This is a genomic window from Planktothrix sp. FACHB-1365 (genome assembly GCF_014697575.1).
GTDB lineage: Bacteria > Cyanobacteriota > Cyanobacteriia > Cyanobacteriales > Microcoleaceae > Planktothrix.
This window is the reverse complement of the sequence record NZ_JACJSC010000015.1, coordinates 58,188-76,568: the sequence shown is the minus strand read 5'-3', so window position 1 is coordinate 76,568 and position 18,381 is coordinate 58,188. Positions and strand designations below refer to the sequence as shown.

Sequence of the window (18,381 nt, the reverse complement as noted above, 5' to 3'; positions counted from 1 at the left end):
GAAATCCGGTTCCCCCCTTCTCAAGGGGGGTTAGGGGGGATCATTAACTTAAGAGAAACTACCCAATTTTTAGCCGGAAGTTGACACCAATGGCGATTAATTATATAAAAACCATTATTATTTTATTGTTAAAAATTTTATGGTGCGTGCGCGTTGCTTACGCACCCTACGGGTTATATTTTTAAATTTTGACGGGGTTTAAAGGTTTCAATTTGACGTAATTTTTCATATAATTCTCGTTCTTCAGGAGTAATATTTTTAGGAATAACCACTTGAATTTCAATTAATTGATCTCCTCGTTCTCCTTCAATATTCGGATAACCTTTATTGGCTAATCGTAACCGTTGACCCGATATAACCCCCGCAGGTAAACGCATTTTAACCAAACCATCGAGGGTGGGAATATCAATTTCTCCCCCTAATACTGCTTCTGTGGGAGTGACGGGAATTTGACAATAAATTTCTGATTTTTCTATTCTAAAAAAGGGATGGGGAGTAATATTAATTTTTAAGAATAAATCGCCCCCATTAATTCCTTGATTTCTCAAACGGATTTGTTGACCCTTCACCATTCCTGGGGGTAAATCCACTTCTAAAGACCGACCATCTTCTAACCGGATGCGTTCTGTTCCTCCAGTATAAGCTTTTTCTAAAGGTAACGTTAATCGCGCTTCAATATCTCGTTTGGTTTCGCGGGGAGTCGGTTTATAAACTGCTTTTGTTCGAGGAGAATCATAGGGGTCAGTAGATTCCATTTGAGGTGCTTTTTTCGGGTCAACGGTTCGTACTTCTCGCCGCCGTCCTAATAATTGATCAACAAAGGTATCAAAATCAGAATAATCTCCATAATCTACGTCTTCAGTTTGAGAAATTGTCCGACGACTTCCCCAGTTTTTGATTCCTGAAAACGCATTTTTTTGCCAATCTTGAAACCCTTTTTGTTTCCAAAATTGACTATAATTATCATATTCTAATCGTTTTTCAGGATCGGATAAAATATTATAAGCTTCTCCAATATCTTTAAATTTTTCTTCTGCTTCCTTATCCCCTGGGTTTAAGTCGGGATGATATTGTCTGGCGAGTCTGCGATAGACTTTCTTAATTTCATCAACAGATGCTTCACGGGAAACCCCTAAAATTTGATAATAATTCCGAAAATTTTGCATAGGTTAAATTTAGGTTAACGAGTTCATAATTAAGTGGTCAGAAACCCAGTTTCTTTTAGAAACCGGGTTTCTAGGGTTACAACCAATCATCATCGTCATCATCCCAATTATCACTGGGAGAATAGCGACGAGAACGGGATACACCCCCGCCTAAACTCCCGCCATTGCTACTGCGTTGGTCATAGCGGGGATAACTGCGAGTTTGAGGTTCGTAGGGGTCAACTCGACGTTTCTCACCGGAAAAAGTGCGGCGAATAGAACCAAATAAATCATCCTCATCGTCCTCCGTTGCAAATACGGATACTTCCCGACTTAACTCATATAAAGCATCCTGTAAATCTACACTAATTTGATCAATTCCTCGATCATCATCTCGTTCTAAACTATCTCTTAAAGACCGAATTAAGGTTTCAATTCTTGACCGTTGACGTTGAGCAAATTGCATTCCATAATCTAAAGCAACTTCCCTTAATTGTCGTTCGGCTTGATAGGTTAAAGCTTGGGCGCGGTTTCGTTTTTCGACTCGTTCTCGTTGTAAACGGTCAACTTCTGCATATTTTTCCGCATCTCGAATCATGCGATTAACTTCATCTTGAGATAAGGTAGAAGCACCTTGAATCACAACACTTTGTTCTCGTCCAGTCGTTTTATCTAACGCTGTCACTTGTAAAATACCATTGGCGTCAATATCAAGGGCGACTTGAATTTGCGGAACTCCTCGCGGTGCTGGCGGAATTCCCGTTAACTTAAACCGACCCAAAGATTTATTATCAACGGCTAATTCTCGTTCTCCTTGTAGGATATGAACTTCTACCAAAGTTTGGTTATTTTCAGACGTTGAAAAAATATCAGAACGACGTACCGGAATCGTAGTATTACGGGGAATTAATTTTTTCATCACTCCCCCAATGGTTTCTAATCCTAACGATAACGGCGTGACATCTAATAATAGAACATCCCGCACATCTCCGGCTAAAATTCCCGCTTGAATTGCCGCACCAACGGCCACCACTTCATCAGGATTAACCCCTTGATTCGGTTCTAAATCAATTAACGTTCTAACTAATTGTTGCACCATTGGCATTCGGGTAGCACCACCGACTAAAATCACATCATCAATATCATTAGACGTTAATCCCGCATCGGCTAAAGCTTGTTTCACCGGACGGCGTAACCGTTGAATTAAATCCCCACATAAGCCCTCAAATTCTCCTCTGGTTAAGCGGGTTTCTAAATGTTTCGGGCCGTCTTCTGTAGCGGCAATAAAGGGTAAATTAATATCCGTAACTCCAACGCCAGAAAGCTCTATTTTGGCTTTTTCAGCCGCTTCTGTTAACCGTTGTAACGATTGGCGATCGCGTCTTAAATCTACTCCTTCTTCTGATAGAAATTGTTCTGCTAACCAATCCACAATTTTCTGATCAAAATCCGTTCCTCCCAGTTGCGTATCTCCACTGGTAGACTTCACTTCAAATACTCCTTCTCCCACCTCTAAAATCGAGACATCAAAGGTTCCGCCCCCCAAATCAAACACTAAAATTGTGCCATAATCTCTGCGTTCCAAACCATAAGCTAAAGAAGCCGCAGTGGGTTCATTTAAAATGCGTTTAACCTCTAATCCTGCAATGCGTCCAGCGTCTCTGGTGGCTTGTCTTTGAGAATCATTAAAATAGGCAGGAACCGTAATCACAGCCCCGGTAATTTCTTCTCCTAAATAACGAGTTGCTTCTTCAACTAATTTTTTTAATATCATTGCCGAAATTTCTTCCGGCGCAAAATCTTTATTAACTCTGGGACATTTGATTCTAATATTATCAGTTTCATCCCGTCGCATCGTGTAGGGAACCCGTTTTGAAGCGGGAGACAGGTCAGAATAGCGACAACCCATCAGCCGTTTGACCCCATAAAAGGTGTTTTGGGGGTTCAAAACCGCCTGTCGTCTAGCCATCTGTCCCACGATGCGTTCTCCTTCCTTGGTAAACCCAACGACGGAGGGGGTGGTTCGCATCCCTTCAGAGTTAGCAATCACAACGGGTTTACCGCCCTCCATGACCGCAACCACAGAGTTTGTTGTCCCCAAGTCAATGCCGACTACTTTGCCCATGCGTTGGTTATCTCCTTGTCAATATGGTTTCTGGCTAGATCACCTTATATTCTATCGTGTTGTAACGCAGTGTAACGTCTACTGGTTCCCTGACCTATAATTTAAGTTTGGCGCTATTCTTAATCTTGAAGACTACCGATCCTAATGATTCACAAATTTTGGCACAAAATTAGGGCAGGTGTTAATCAATGATTTTTGAGGATCAAAAGTTAACTTTAACCCGCCCTGACAAAACCTAAAAATAGGTTTTAATTCCCTAAAACAGCATTTTTAATTTCAGAAGCTTGTAAATTTTCCCCAATAAAAACTAATTGGGTTTGACGAGATTCTGTCGGTTTCCAGAGACGATCATAAAAGGTTTCAATGCGATCGCCCACTCCTTGTAAAACTAATCGCATCGGTTTATTAGGAACAGAAACAAACCCTTTAATCCGGTAAATTTCCTGTTGTTTAACTATGGTTTTTAATCGTTCAATTAAGTCTTGGGGTTCAAAATCTTGAGTTAAAATCAGGGGAACAGAATTGATATTATCATCATGTTCGTGTTCTTCTTCCGTGTCATGATGACTGGGACGAGCTTCTAAATTATCCTCAACGGCTGAATTAAACCCTAAAATCACATCAGGATGAATATTTCCCTGGTGACAACAAACAATTTTAACTCCCTCTCGTAATTCTTGTTTTAACCACGTTTCAACTTTTTGTTGAGCTTCGGTATTAACATGATCGGTTTTTGTTAATAAAATCAAATCTGCACAGGCGAGTTGATCTTCAAATAATTCTTCAATGGGGGTTTCATGATCTAAATTGGGATCAGCTTGACGTTGAGCTTCAACTGCTTCAATATCCCCCACTAACGTCCCATTAGCAACGGCTTCACAGTCTACTACGGTTATAACACCATCAACCGTTGCACCCGTGCGAATTTCTGGCCATCGGAAGGCTTGAACTAAGGGTTTTGGTAATGCTAACCCAGAGGTTTCAATCACAATATGATCGATTTTATCCCGGCGTTTTAGAAGTTCTTGCATAGCGGGAAAAAACTCTTCCTGCACCGTACAACATAAACAACCATTGGTGAGTTCTACTAAGTTGACTTCTGGGGTTTCATCATCACAAACTTGACAAGATCGGATCAATTCTCCATCAATACCCACTTCTCCAAATTCATTCACTAAAACGGCTATGCGGCGACCATGATTATTTTGTAATAAATGACGAATAGTGGTGGTTTTTCCACTTCCTAAAAATCCAGTAATGACGGTAACAGGAATTTTGGCAGACATAAGATTGAGTTAAAGTTTAAAGGTAAAAAGTAGAGACGTTTGATTTAACATCTCTACAGCAATAAAACTGAAATGTACTTAAGGGGAATTAGCCTGTAATTGCACTGGATAAAGCAATTACACCAATCGCTACAACAGCAAAACCTGAATATTTGATCAGGGAATATTTGCTATTTTCTAAGGTTTGTTGGAAGGATTGAGCGAGTTTCATCGTCGCTCCAGCTATTCCCAATTGAATTAAAGTAAATCCTGCCAAATAGGAGATTAAAGGCATCATTCCTGCCCCTATAATGGATTCTCCATAGGCATAGCCATGAAACAAACCCGCTACACTTGCTAAAGTGATTAATAAAGCTAGGGGTAACTGTTTTTTCAGCACTAATAAAATGCCAATGGTAATCACAGATAGGGCGATCGCTACTTCAGGAACAGGTAAATTAAAACTCATTAAATGGATGGCTGTCCCTAACATGGCAGCCCCTAGAAACCCAACAATTATCCAAATTCCACCCAGAATACTGGCGGCAATTAAACCCATGGAAAGAATAAATGCAAAGTGATCAATTCCAATAATCGGATGAGCCAGCCCTGATAAAAATCCTTCAAAAAAATTCTTCGGAATTTGACCGCCAAAGGCATGATGGGCTGTGGCAGGTTGCGCCATCAACAGTAATAATAAACTGATGCCTAAAAAAAAGAGGCGATTATTATTTTGTAGCGAGAAATCCTGACAAAAACGCTGAAATGATTTGAACATAATAAACATCATCTGTACCACGCAGATGTGTGAAAGAATAATCTGATTTCGGTGGGTATTCTGACTTAGAGATCAAGACTCTCATCACAGTTGCGGGACAGTGTTGGATTTGCGCCAAACTTTCCCCTTACTTCTAGCGACTGTTCCCCGCTAGAACCGACTCAGATCCTTGACTGTATCATAAGATTACATTTTAGTCAAAAATTTCTCCCAGTATTTAACTAGGAGAAATCTAAGAGATCCATTCAAAAAATTACCATTTTTTATACGGTAAGAATTTTCCATTCATCGTGACTTTAACCCGATCACCATTTGGATCTTCAATTTTATCCACATCTAAGGTAAAATCAATAGCGCTCATAATACCATCTCCAAATTTTTCATGAATAACACTTTTGAGGGGCATTCCATAGACTTGCATAATTTCATAAAAACGATAAATTAAGGGATCAGTTGGAATCACAGGATCCAGTGATCCTTTTAGCGGATAATCGGTCAAGGCTTCAATATATTCTGAACTTAAACCTAATGCTTCAATCAGTTTTTTGGCTTCTTCATAAGAAGCACTCGCTTGCCGATAGATAACAGCAGCAATCCAAACTTCATCTCGTCCCAAGATTTGTTCTAAATCGGAAAAGGTGACTCCTTTATGTTTTTTTGCAGCTAACAATTTTTCAGTGATTTCTGAAACAGCCATGTCATCTTCCTCGTAGAATTTATAGCGTGTAGAATCATTTCAGATTATAAAATAGTTTAGGTCAATATTAACAAAAGTTTTTAATTTTTAGAAAAGGTAGGTTATCCTTATTGGGGGGGATGTTTGGGCAGGGGTTTAGGAGGAACGGGTAAGGATCGAGTCTGAGTGGTTTGTAATTGTTTAACAACGGACAATAAACGTCTTAAATGGGGTTTAATCACCTCTTTATGTTCTTGGGTTAGTGCATCCAATCTTGTTTGAATTTGGGATAAATCGACCGAGGAAGAAGTTTGTACAGATTTTTCCTGTTGTAATTGATGAATGACATCTTGAATTTCTACAAATCGTCCTTGAAAATCCTGTTGAGTTACAGCATTATTTCTTAATTCGTAGGTAATATCCTGTAATTGTTTCAAATTTTCTTGTAACGATTCTAAATGGACAAATTCTGTTGAGGAAAAAGTCTGTAATTCTTGACGAAACTGCTCCCGAACTTCTTCTAAAGCTCCAGCAATATGTTCCTGCATGGATGTTACTGACTGTCCTAAAGCGACAACTTGTTTAGCCCGATAAACTGATTCTAAAGCTTCTGTGTTTGGATATTCTTCTAATTTTTGCTGGAGGGATTCAATTTCATTCAGGAGTTGTTGTCTCAACCCCATGACCACTTTAACCGTATTTTTTTCTAACTTTTCAACGGAATTTTGAACCTGAACAATTTCAATTTGACTTTGATAGGTTTGTTGTTCTAAACGATAGCGGTTGGCAACATTTAATGAAACTGCTAAGGTTAAGGGGGCAACGCCATAAAAGGCTTGACCGGAAAGGGCAACAACCCCAGAACCGATGGCGGAACTTGCTAGGGAGAGATACTCTAACCACTCTAACCAATGCCGTTGTTTCAACGTTGAAAAAACCGTTCTAGGAAAGATAGAGTTAGGCATTGGCATAGTGCTAGGAGTTATAGCATGGGGTCGAGAAGGATGGGCGGAAGAGGCTGGAGGAAACATAATAATCTATTTTACTGGCTAGAGTAGGACAGAGTGGCTAACTCCAGAATACAGAAATTAATCGATCAACGCACGCAAAATTTACTAAGTGATACTCGCTTCCTGAGTGCTTAACTGTTAAGATGTTGGGGTCGGACAGAATCAGCTTAACTTCTGCGCTGATGGTCTTGACTGGTCTGGATTTTAACACCTTTAACCGTTGTTCTCAATCCTCATCCCTAGAAAATGGGGTTTGTTAAAGGGTAACAAAAGACTCAAAAAACGATAATTCCTAGGAGAAGAATGACCATGAAACCTAATGAACCCTTAAAATCCGATAGGTTGCGCTCAATATTGAGTCTTACAACTTTTGTGATTTTAGTGATTGGAGTTGGGTTTCTGAGTGTTAATTTTATTTTAGCTTTAATTCACAAATTGTCATCAATAATTTAACGGATTTTTAGGGCATCAATTTCGACATTTGATAAGCTCGACTTTCTACAATAGGCATTTTTAATTCTCCCATTGCTTCGTCGAGTTGTTGGATTTTAGATTCGGGAACAGCATCCCATTGGGTCTGAGACTCCCAACGAATCACTAAAACAATTTCCTGTTGTTCAGGATTAACCCAAACTTCTTTTCCTAAAAACCCAGGACACTCTTGAAGTCCGGCTGTCCAAACTTCTTCATCCCGTTGAATAAAGGCTTCCCATTTTTCAGGGGGAACTTGAAATTTTAACCACTCAATAACCATGATTTTTGGTGCTGATTTGTGATTTTGTATTCCCTCTCCTTCTCCTTATTCCCTTTAACTTTGAAAATATTGTCCGGCTAAACGCATCGCATCCGCAACATCAACATCTCCATCGCCATCCGCATCTAAAAAACTATTCAAAACTGGATTAGAACCCCCTTGAGGTTGTTGTTGATTTGTTCCGGTTTTTAGAAGGTTTAAAACTAAAGGAACAACTATTGGTAAAAGAGATTGCAGGGTTTGGGAACTAACACCCGTATGTTGAGAAATAGTTTGAATTAATTGTTCTTGCTGAGTGGGAGAAAATAACATTTGAACCGCCTGGGTACTCGGTGTTGTTCCTCCAAATTCATTGACGATATTTTGAGTCGCCTCACTTCCAAGTTGGGTTCGTTTTTCTTGTAAAGAAGACCGAACAGAACTCCCCACCATTGACATCACCATTTGACTGGTTTGAGGAGAAATACCCAATTGGTTCCCAAGCTGTTGAGCCGTATTGAGAATATTACCCATCTGAGTGCTATTTCCGGCTTGGTTTGGGTCATTGAGAGCCGTTACAATTTGATCGAATAGTCCCATAGTGTTCCTAAAGTCCTAATACAAATAAACTATCTTAAAGTTTAACTCTATTTTAACTGATCTTTGATCAACTGCTTGAATTAAATCGATAAAAAATTTGTTATTCCTGTCCAATTTAAGGGCGGTGAAAACCAATATCCTTGTCCGGCTTCGCAACCCAAGGATTGTAAAATTTCTTTTTGAACTGGGGTTTCTATCCCTTCAGCAATAATATCTAAATTCAGGCATTTGGCTAAATTAACAATCGTTTTCGTGATTTCCAAATCTTTCCCTGGAGATTCTAAATTTTTGACAAAACTCCTATCAATTTTTAGGGTATCAATGGGTAAATTTTGTAAATAACTTAAAGAAGAATATCCCGTTCCAAAATCATCAATTAAAATTTTAATTCCTCGGTGCTTTAATTGAGTTAATATTGTAATACAATTTGCCGAACTTTGCATTAAACTGGTTTCAGTAATTTCTAATTTTAAATATTTGAAATCTAATTTTAGAGCTTTAATAATGGCATCAATTTCCTCTAATAAATCAGGATGACGAAGTTGCACTTCTGACAAATTAATACTCATACTCAAATCAGGAAAGTGTTGTTGTAACCGGGATAAATCTTGACAAGCTTGTTCTAAAACCCACCGTCCAAGGGGAATAATTAACTCGGTTTCTTCTGCAATAGGAATAAATTCAGCCGGAGAAATCCAGCCTTTAGTGGGATGTTGCCAACGAACTAATGCTTCAAAACCCATCAGGTTCCCCGTCGTTAAATGAATAATCGGTTGATAATTTAACAGCAATTGATCATGGGTTATCGCCTGTTGTAGATCGGTTTCTAAAGCTCCCCGTTGGATAATAGTTTCTAGCATTTGAGGATGATAGAATAGGGTGGCACTTTTTCCTTGTTTTTTAGCATAGTGCAGGGCAATATCTGCGGCTTGTAAATACTGTTCAGCATTATGCAAATTAAATTCACTACAAACCACCCCAATACTAATGGCTGAAGATAAATGGATTCCGTTTAAATCAAATGGAATTAAAAACTGATTTCTAATTTGCTCAATTTGATGATTTAAACGTTCAACTGTGATCAAATCCGGGATTAAAATCGCAAAATCTTCACTATCTACTCTAGCAACAATATCTTGCTCACTCACACAACGTTTTAAACGGTTGCTGACTTCAATTAATAATTGTTCAGCTAAAGTATACCCCCAGCTATATTTTAAGGTTTTTAACGGATATAAATTAATATAAATTAAAGCAAAATTTTGAGATTTAACGGAACTTTCTAAACAATAATTTAAGCAATAAACTAATTGACTTCGGTTGGCTAAACCGGTCAGAAAATCTTGAAACGCATACCGTTTTAATTGGCGTTCGGCTTGCAGACGAGCCGTGACATCTTGAGCTAAAATTACCTCAGCAGGTTGATGATTCCACTGTAATTGATGAGAAAGAATTTCAACATCAATTAACATTCCATCTTTCTTGCGATGTTTAGACAGATTTTTTTTAGCATTTGATGTGATCAAAAGTTTAAACGATTCAGACTCTTCAGGAGAACACAGATCTAAAATCGTCATCTTCAGAAATTCTGATTCTGAATAACCATAATGAGCGATCGCAGCTTCATTAACAGCCAAAAATTTTAACGTTTTTAGATCATAAACCCCAATGGGTTGAGGATGACTCAAAAATAAATCTCGATACCGTTTTTCAGAAAGTTGCAAACGCTGAGTTTCTCGACGAATTAAATAATAGAGGAGGAGACTGGTAATTAGGATAAAAAACCAGCCTTTAATCGTTTGAAAAACCGTAATAGAATAGGGATAATGGGCTAATAGGGCTAATAGATGATCAGAAAAAGCAATCCAAAGACCACCCGTTATTGCATAAATTAAAGTAATTTGATAGCATGGATCAATCAGTAATTTTTTCCAGAATTTCATATAAAAAATTATGTCTCAAGAGGTTGTTTATAGTTTAACCGAGTCTCCCTGAATATTTCCTGAGTCATTCCAATGAGCCAGCAGAAAACTAGAATCAATCTGAATGCTACACTGATGCAATAATTAGGAGATTACAGGTCACATTAACGTATTTTATAGACGAGGAAAAACATAAATGTCACGTTATCCATTCCATTGCGCTTTCCTCAGTATGACCTTAGCCACAGGGCTAGGTTTTAACTTTTCTATATTCCAACAATCTGCACAAACTCAAACCTCTCCCATTCAAGTCAGTGAAGATGTAACACCCCCACCTGATACCGACAAACCCGCCACAGACCCGAATATCACGCGAGGATATTGTTTTGATATTCCATTAATCGTCATTAAACCCAAACAGGGGACACCAACGACCCTAGCAGATACTCCCACTTTTTTATTTTATATTCCCCCTTTGAAATCCGATCAAATTTTATCTGTTCCTGAACAATCCCCCCTCCTAGGAGAATTCATCATTACAGATCAAAATAAAACAATAATCTATGAAGGGAAATTGAGTTTAGAAGCTCAATCTGGTTTATTGCGTATAAGTTTACCCAAATCCCTTGCTAAGTTATTTGTAGAAACGGGTAATCCTTATTCTTGGTCTTTTCAAATCACCTGTGACACGACAGGAGATTTTAGTGGAAGCACTATGATTAAAGGAAAAATCCAACGGCTTTCCACTAATCGAGAAATAGAAACAAAACTTCTACAACAGATGACTGCTTACGATCGTTTTAAACTATATCAATCCCTGGGATTAGAATATGATGCCCTGATTTTATTAGATGAATTGCGTCATCAAAATCCTAATGATGCCACTTTAACAGCCACTTGGAACAATCTTTTAAAAGCAAACGGACTAGAAAGGTTAATTGGAGTTCCTTGGATTAACGTTGAAATTAATTCGAGGTCAACTCAACCCCAACATCATTAAACCCTGACTTTGAATATTTTAAGAATAAGGGGACTCTGTTAACTCGATTAATCGTTGAAGAGTAGTTACCGTCTCCCGATGAATGGGTGCAAACCATTCTACATTGACAATCATGACATCGAGAGTATAAGCATCTGGATTTAAGTAAACTCCAGCCGCACGGTTTTGATCTAATTCCACCATCCAATACTCTACCCCATCCACCAAATGTAATTTCCCCCGTTTCTCTAACTCTAAAAGAGCATAATCCTTGGGAGTCGCCCAATTCGCATCCACCATCAACCGAGCTTGAGCAATTCGATGTTCGAGATCTTCGGTTTTCCATTGATTTTGTTGAGCAATTCTACAAAGTTGTTCCAACTCAATCTCACCAAATTTAGTGGATAAGGGAATGGGTTTGAGTGAACCCGTCGCGCTCACAAAGGTTTGACTAGATTTGACAACCACGATCATTCTTGTGTTTCTCTCTAAGGGACTATCCTGATTTGTATTGTTAATAATCGCGGTATTGTCCCCAACTGTCAGTGATACCACTAGGGTTTCCCCGTGATGCTCTTATCGTCATCTCCGTGAGAATACGCACGATGGCGTTTGACTGAATTAACATCTCAAAAGTGATATGGATCACAACTGGCAAGGTCAGAAGATCAGGGGTTTGACAAGACTAAACCTTATAACAAGGGTCATAACCGACTGTTCCCTGTTTCCCATTCGTTTTTTCTCGTTTATCTAGGTTTTGGTTGTTGACTATTGCTAAATGTGATCAAAAATAATCACCTATAGGTTTAAAAATATAGAAAAATTAATTAATCTTAATAAAAAAATGATAATAATATCCCAGGAAAATAATAAAAGTTAAAAAATGAGTTCTTCAGTGCTTCCTATGAGCAAATTTAAGTTTAAAACTGTTGCATAATCGCCAATTGATATAATTCCCGCGACTCCTGTTTAACCTTCCCTGACATGGCTGCTAACTGCAAATTGGCAAAGGCATTAATATCATCCGTACCATAATGGGTTGTTTGTAGCATTTGTCTTAATTTGTTTTCAGTATGAAGGCTAAGATAGCCGGTAGACATCACTTCTTGAACAACATCACGAATACAAGTCATTGCAATATTCTCCTGGTAAAAGCCATCACAATATTTAGTATCAGGGATTTCCACAAAACCTGGGGTGATCCTGATACCTTTACTGTACTGATTTCTACGGAAACAATAGGGTGATGAGGAACAAAGGTTAATCGTGATCTACATCATTGAGGGATGTGATCTCTCACAACTTAACGCTATAGCCACTCCATACTCGATACCGCATTGTTAGACTGAGGTTGGCGTTCCCCAACTCCTAATTGTTCTTCAGACCAATGGGAATAATCCGATAATAAATTATGAACTAATCGGTGCCTAACCGTCATCAGCACGCTTTTTAATAATCCATTTCCGGTTGTTTCTAAAATAGGTTGGGGTGTTAACCATAAAGGGGGAGGAAGTTCAACTTTTACTTCTAAATCCGCTTGGCCTTTTAAATGGGTAATTCCTTGTAATTCAACCGGATAGAGTTTCCCGACTAAATTCAGGGAAAACCGTTGATTAATATACTCAATTCCTCGAATTTCACAGCCAACGGATTTTAAGTTAAGAATTCCATCGTGTATCCAGACTTTTAAATCTACGGTTGGTTGTAAACTAAACATCATGAACTGCAAAGGACGCATTTTTAAGCGGTAAATCTCCTCTCCCAAGTATTCCAACCGAGTCGGATCAACTAACGCTTTAACTAAACGTTTCGGTTGACGTAGATAATGGTGAATCAAATTGGGCTTGGGTACTGCCATTTCAACAGTTTGAGAAGCTTGAAAGTGGGTATACATAAAAAATTATTAAAGTCTACAAATTTTGAAACTTATCTTAATAAAATTTAAGAAATTTTCAAACAATTTTCATCCATCGCAAGTCAGGATCAAACCGGGTCGCTGATGACTCACGAAAGCCATGAAATCGGTAAACTTCATGCAATCCGTGAAATCCCGATAATTCGTAATCTTTTCATGATAAGGGTAACATTGATGAGATTAATGTAAATAATTGTAACATAATCTAGCAAAATGTAACTGATCTGCGGGAATCCTCAAAACAATTTCTATCTTGGGGTTAATTCCATCCTTGTCCATTTATTTATTCTCTACGGAAGTAAAATTATGACCGTTTCCATTGCCCATCTTGGCCCATCGGGAACTTATGCTGAAGCCGCCGCCTTAGCTTATGCCAAATCTCTGACCCAAAAAACCGGGGAAGACGCGATGCTATGTCCCTGTTCAAGTATTAGTCAAACCTTATGGACAGTTGCCAAAGGAGATGCCAATATTGGGGTAGTTCCTGTTGAAAATTCCATTGAAGGCAGTGTTACTGTGACCCTGGATACACTGTGGCAAATTGGTTCCCTACAAATTCAACAAGCGTTAATTCTTCCCATTAGCCATGCCTTGATTTCCCAAGCTCAAAACTTTGCTGATATTCAAGTGGTTTATTCTCATCCCCAAGGTTTAGCACAGTGTCAGGGATGGTTAGAAAAATATCTCCCAGATGTGCCATTAATTGCCAAGAATTCAACCACGGAAGCTTTAGATCACGTCAGAGATGAAACTCATACCGCCGTGATCTCGTCTTTACGAGCAGCAGAATTATATCAATTACCTGTTCTGGCTTATCCTATTAACGATTATCCCGATAATTGTACCCGTTTTTGGGTTGTCAGTCTACAACCTTCAGGAGCAGGAAAATATACTTCTTTAGGCTTTAGTGTTCCGGCAAATGTTCCGGGTGCATTAGCAAAACCCTTGGCAATTTTTGCCGATAGAGGGATTAATTTAAGTCGGATTGAATCTCGTCCTAGCAAGCGATCGCTGGGAGATTATCTATTTTTCATGGATTTAGAAGCAGATAGTCATGAACCCTCGGTAAAATCAGCCTTAGCGGAATTAAAAACGTTTACCGAAACCCTAAAAGTTTTTGGAAGTTATACCCTATTAAACCTGGATTAGTTTTGATTCGGAAAATTGATAATCCGTCTTGTAGAATGGGTGAGAATTACTCCGACTTTTTACCCACTCTACTGAGTTTTAAAGATTCTATGGATATTTTTTTTAGTAGTATTCCCACTATTCCTGATTTGACCCATCCGAATGAATTAATCGAAGTGGGGTCAATGGTGATTAAAACCCTGATTAACTTGGCAATTTTTTTAACAGCGATAGGGGTAATTTTATCCCTAATTAATTGGTCAGTTAAAAAACAAGGGGATTCGATTTCTCTTCCCATTGTCAAAACAGCATTAGAACAATATCTGAAATGGATGCAAACTTTACCGCATTTAATTTTAATTGTTTTAGTGCTCACCAGTGGATTTTTTCTCTGTTCTACCTTAGCCAATCGCTATCATAATTGGGAACAACAACGGATTACTCAAATTGCCACTACCGTTGCGGGAGAACGTTTAGAACAAACCGCACCTCGCATTCGCTATGAAATTGAAGAACCCTTCACCGATTATCGATATGTTGAGGGTAAAACCATTGAAGTTAAAAGTACCCGGATTGTATCTCGTTGGATGACCTTAGCGGGATCAAAAATCGACGTTAAAATCAATCAAACCACCAGTCCCGATACTAAACAATGGATTTATAGTGTGGATTTTGTCGGGGACTATCAAGTTAAAAATCAACTTAAAGGCATCTCAGAATTTTTCTTTGAAGTTCCGCCTCCCTATGGTTATTTATTATTACAGGATTTTCAAGTTGAACAAAATGGCAAACCCTTAGTTCAAGTCAACCCTGGAGATTATGGATTTCCGTTTAAATTAGCACCGGGAGAAACTACAAACTTTAAAGTTAGCTATCAAGCTCAAGGCGCTCCCCGTTGGGTTTATCAACCGGGGGATCAATTATTATCGAATTTTCAGTTAACTGTTTTAACCCAGTTTGCCAATGCTGAATTTGCAGGGGCAGTCCCAACTGTTACAAAAGAAGCAGGAGAAAATCGACAACTTTCTTGGATTTATGAAGGCAATATTTCTGTTAAAAATCCATTAGGGGTATTTACAGCAACTTCCCCAGTTCGGAATACAGGCGTGATCCCCCGATTATTATTACTCGCACCCGGAATATTTTTAGGGTGGATTATTTTACTGTATCTCTCTTTACCCTTAACCCTGCGAGATATTATGATCATTGCAGGCTTGTTTTTTGCCTGTTTATTAACTTTAACCTATAGCAGTCGCTTCATTGATGCGAAACTAGCGTGGATGTTGATTTCTCCCTTATTACTTTTTGCAGTTTGGGGACTCGGAAACAACCGTCAAGCCTCTTTAGTTGCGATAATTTGTACAATTTCTGGTGCAATCTTACCTGTATTAGGGTTATTAGTTCCCTACAGTGGAATAACGTTAAGTCTAGCGGGATTATTATCAGGAATTTGGTTAGCAGTACAACATTGGTATAAGTTAGGGCCAGGGAAATCTTAACAGTTACTCAGAAACCGGGTTTCTTGCTATTATCTCTCGCTGAGAAACCCGGTTTCTAGGATTAGATCGGTTGCACTACTCGATCAGAAAAGATTTCTGCTAATACCTGAAGATAGGGAGAAAAGACGGCGAAATTTTGAGGAAGCAAGCGTTTTTCTAATTCCTCGGATAGCTCACTCAACATATCCTGAATTAACTTCCAACTAATATGGAGTCTAGGATATAAAATCACACACATGGGAAATAATTCTTGTTGAATTGGATGTAAACTATTCTGTAGGGTGCACCAGCATAAATAAATCTGGAATAACTCAATATCGCGCGTAGCAGAGTATTGAAGCAGATGATTTTTCAGATCCCCGCTAATACTGCGATACCCCAGATTCAAATCATACACTTTATGATAAGTATGATGAGCAACGGTTGTGAAGATGGAAAGTAACTGTTGAACCGCAATTAAAGCGGGAGAATCGGGTTGATGTTGGGCTGCTAGATCATTCACTTCCCCTAACGGAGAATATAAATAATCCTCCAAGGTTTTAAAGTAGAGAAAGAAAACTGTTCTTTCCTTCATTGACATCCACTCCAACAACATTCGCCCCATATAATGAAACTGCAATTGGAGTAAAACTAACATCAAGGGTTCTGGTTGAGAGTATTTACGACGCAGTTTGATCGTCTCTCGCCCTAGGGATACCGATAGGCGGAAGGGGTACTCATATTGAGCAAAAACTTCTAAGGCTTGATGATACAGTTTAGATACATCTTGAATCAGGGTAGCCGCCTGTTTTAATCCTAGTTTATTGACCGGATAGCGATTCCAGTCAATCCCTAAAATGGCTCCAACTTTATTCCATGCTAATGTTCCTAAAAGGCTCAAGTTTTTCATGAGCTCTGCCACGATACGAGAACGATCCTCATCAAATTCAGTAACATCAACTTCCTGATCGTCTAAAAAAAGATGAGTTGAACTGCAATGGCTATGAGCAGCAGCTTTTGCATAATATTTCTGCGCCCATCGAACAGCCGTCAATGTCATTTCATTTCTATCTACGGAATTAGATAGAGGGTTCAGTTGTTCTGGAGATTGGGAGAACATCATAAAAGCTTGCGTCCTAGGCAGTCAGGTTCATTGGAGGATTTAGAAATACATAAGCAAAAGTAGAATTCAGAAAACCGTTTGTTACTTAACTTCTACAGTCTGCTTCAAGTCTAGTCGAATTAATTGATAATTTTAGCCAATTTTTCTAAAGATATTCTATACTTTTTGGAAATTTTTAACTGTGTCAACTTTTTATTACAATACTTGTAGTTTGGGATACAAAAATCAATAATAGTATAAATAAACTTTAACCAAAATTTAATATAAATGTAGTTTTTTTATGGCAATTGTAAAGGTTTTCCTCCAAAAGAGGGAACAATCAATAAAAAAGAGGGAACAAACAATAAAAAAGAGGGAACAATCGATATCAGAGTGATATATTTCCAGTGATCATCGGCAGTAACGCAGACACTCAGTTTCCTGGGTTGTCTGTGTTCTCCTAATTTCAGTAAAACTGAATACATTAAAACAGGAATATTATTCTTAAATCACAGCATTTTCCAACATTGTAATCGTTCCTTTTCCGGTATCAATTTCTACTTTTACCCCTAAAGGAACCGTAAATTGATCTCGAATATGACCCATCATCGAACCATACCAGGCGGGAATCTCTAAGGGTTGAATTAAATCCGTTAAGACTTGCCATAAGGTTAAAGAGGGTTCATTTCCCTCCCCCGGAGTGCAGGATGTACATTGGCTAAAAATAAACCCTGAAATCTGATCTAAAATTCCAGCTAATTTTAAATGGGTTAACATTCGATCAATTCGGTATATATCCTCACCTACATCTTCCACAAATAAGATTTTGCCCTGCCAATTCGGTAAATAGTCTGAACCGACTAAAGTTGATAAAACAGATAAATTGCCTCCTATTAACTGTCCTTGGGCTTGACCTGGATAAAGGGTTTCAACTCGAATATTGGCAGGATTTTGAAAGGTAATAATTTGGGCATCAAATAAGAGTTTTTGTAACCAACTGACTGAATAAGGAGTCCATAATGAAGTGCCTAATAATCCATGAAAGGTAACTAATCCCGTTTGGCTATATAATCCTAATAGCAAGGCTGTGATATCACTATAACCGAGAAAAATTTTAGGATATTGGCGAATTAAATCATAATCTAATAACGATAAAATTCGACTACTTCCCCAACCCCCTCCTGTGGCAATAATTCCCTTAACCATTGGGTCAGCAAACATTTGATTAATATCAGCCGCCCGTTGTTGATCGGTTCCCGCCAAATAGCCGTATTCACTCAGCACATGAGGGGCAACTTTAACGGTTAATTCCTGTTGTCCTAATTGCAGTTGAATCCATTTTAAATGTTCTTTTAAAATGGGGCTGGCTGGAGTTACTAACCCCACTGTATCTCCTGGGTTTAAACGGGACGGTTTGAGTAACCGAGGAACAGATACAGACTGAGCTAAAACGGGCAACTGAGTCGCAATTCCCGTTAAGGTTAATCCCGCTAAAAATTTACGACGATTCATGAATCAGTTATCA

17 protein-coding genes and 1 riboswitch are annotated in these 18,381 nt (G+C 38.5%); of the genes, 3 read left to right on the top strand and 14 right to left on the bottom strand.

The window, feature by feature from the left end; all coding sequences use genetic code 11:
* Positions 1-173: 173 nt before the first annotated feature.
* The 9 genes from H6G57_RS16835 to H6G57_RS16795 form a co-directional block, all read right to left on the bottom strand.
* A complete protein-coding gene (locus H6G57_RS16835; protein ID WP_190520540.1) occupies positions 174-1,166 on the bottom strand; it encodes a DnaJ C-terminal domain-containing protein in 993 nt (330 codons plus the stop codon).
* Between the two features lie 76 nt (positions 1,167-1,242).
* Positions 1,243-3,270 (bottom strand): molecular chaperone DnaK, encoded by a 2,028-nt coding sequence (gene dnaK, locus H6G57_RS16830; RefSeq protein ID WP_190520537.1) that lies wholly within the window; start codon positions 3,268-3,270, stop codon positions 1,243-1,245.
* Between the two features lie 248 nt (positions 3,271-3,518).
* Positions 3,519-4,556, bottom strand: coding sequence for a cobalamin biosynthesis protein CobW (gene cobW, locus H6G57_RS16825; RefSeq protein ID WP_190520535.1), 1,038 nt, complete (start codon positions 4,554-4,556; stop codon positions 3,519-3,521).
* An 88-nt stretch (positions 4,557-4,644) separates the two neighbouring features.
* Positions 4,645-5,313, bottom strand: a complete 669-nt coding sequence (locus H6G57_RS16820; protein WP_190520532.1) for a HupE/UreJ family protein — start codon at positions 5,311-5,313, stop codon at positions 4,645-4,647.
* A gap of 32 nt (positions 5,314-5,345) precedes the next feature.
* Positions 5,346-5,489, bottom strand: a riboswitch (cobalamin riboswitch).
* 77 nt (positions 5,490-5,566) lie between these two features.
* The gene (gene cynS, locus H6G57_RS16815; protein WP_190520530.1) at positions 5,567-6,010 is read right to left on the bottom strand and encodes a cyanase; all 444 of its coding nucleotides are present in this window, start codon (positions 6,008-6,010) and stop codon (positions 5,567-5,569) included.
* A 107-nt stretch (positions 6,011-6,117) separates the two neighbouring features.
* A complete protein-coding gene (locus H6G57_RS16810; RefSeq protein ID WP_190520528.1) occupies positions 6,118-7,020 on the bottom strand; it encodes a hypothetical protein in 903 nt (300 codons plus the stop codon).
* 439 nt (positions 7,021-7,459) lie between these two features.
* Entirely contained in the window at positions 7,460-7,753 is a 294-nt protein-coding gene (locus H6G57_RS16805) for a TIGR03792 family protein (RefSeq protein WP_190520526.1), read from the bottom strand.
* A 54-nt stretch (positions 7,754-7,807) separates the two neighbouring features.
* Positions 7,808-8,332, bottom strand: coding sequence for a DUF937 domain-containing protein (locus H6G57_RS16800; protein WP_190520524.1), 525 nt, complete (start codon positions 8,330-8,332; stop codon positions 7,808-7,810).
* Positions 8,333-8,412: 80 nt separating this feature from the next.
* Positions 8,413-10,275, bottom strand: a complete 1,863-nt coding sequence (locus H6G57_RS16795; protein ID WP_190520522.1) for an EAL domain-containing protein — start codon at positions 10,273-10,275, stop codon at positions 8,413-8,415.
* 175 nt (positions 10,276-10,450) lie between these two features.
* Here H6G57_RS16795 and H6G57_RS16790 point away from each other — a divergent pair, with 175 nt between their 5' ends.
* Entirely contained in the window at positions 10,451-11,254 is an 804-nt protein-coding gene (locus tag H6G57_RS16790; protein ID WP_190520520.1) for a DUF928 domain-containing protein, read from the top strand.
* 18 nt (positions 11,255-11,272) lie between these two features.
* On the opposite strand, the gene H6G57_RS16785 is transcribed toward H6G57_RS16790, so the two are convergent.
* The 3 genes from H6G57_RS16785 to H6G57_RS16775 all read right to left on the bottom strand — a co-directional run bounded on the left by H6G57_RS16785 (position 11,273) and on the right by H6G57_RS16775 (position 13,127).
* Positions 11,273-11,707: a hypothetical protein gene (locus H6G57_RS16785; protein ID WP_190520518.1), complete on the bottom strand. Its 435-nt coding sequence runs from the start codon at positions 11,705-11,707 to the stop codon at positions 11,273-11,275.
* Between the two features lie 446 nt (positions 11,708-12,153).
* On the bottom strand, positions 12,154-12,366 hold the full coding sequence (locus H6G57_RS16780; RefSeq protein WP_072719334.1) for a hypothetical protein: 213 nt from the start codon (positions 12,364-12,366) through the stop codon (positions 12,154-12,156).
* 176 nt (positions 12,367-12,542) lie between these two features.
* Positions 12,543-13,127: a DUF1997 domain-containing protein gene (locus H6G57_RS16775; protein WP_190520517.1), complete on the bottom strand. Its 585-nt coding sequence runs from the start codon at positions 13,125-13,127 to the stop codon at positions 12,543-12,545.
* 327 nt (positions 13,128-13,454) lie between these two features.
* On the opposite strand from H6G57_RS16775, the gene pheA reads away from it, so the two are divergent.
* Both pheA and H6G57_RS16765 read left to right on the top strand, forming a co-directional pair.
* A complete protein-coding gene (gene pheA, locus H6G57_RS16770; protein WP_190520514.1) occupies positions 13,455-14,297 on the top strand; it encodes a prephenate dehydratase in 843 nt (280 codons plus the stop codon).
* Between the two features lie 89 nt (positions 14,298-14,386).
* Positions 14,387-15,775: a hypothetical protein gene (locus tag H6G57_RS16765; RefSeq protein WP_190520512.1), complete on the top strand. Its 1,389-nt coding sequence runs from the start codon at positions 14,387-14,389 to the stop codon at positions 15,773-15,775.
* Positions 15,776-15,836: 61 nt separating this feature from the next.
* Here the strand turns inward: H6G57_RS16765 and H6G57_RS16760 are convergent, their stop codons facing one another.
* Both H6G57_RS16760 and H6G57_RS16755 read right to left on the bottom strand, forming a co-directional pair.
* On the bottom strand, positions 15,837-16,877 hold the full coding sequence (locus H6G57_RS16760; protein ID WP_190520510.1) for a hypothetical protein: 1,041 nt from the start codon (positions 16,875-16,877) through the stop codon (positions 15,837-15,839).
* 483 nt (positions 16,878-17,360) lie between these two features.
* On the bottom strand, positions 17,361-18,368 hold the full coding sequence (locus H6G57_RS16755) for an LD-carboxypeptidase (RefSeq protein ID WP_190520508.1): 1,008 nt from the start codon (positions 18,366-18,368) through the stop codon (positions 17,361-17,363).
* Positions 18,369-18,381 lie beyond the last annotated feature (13 nt).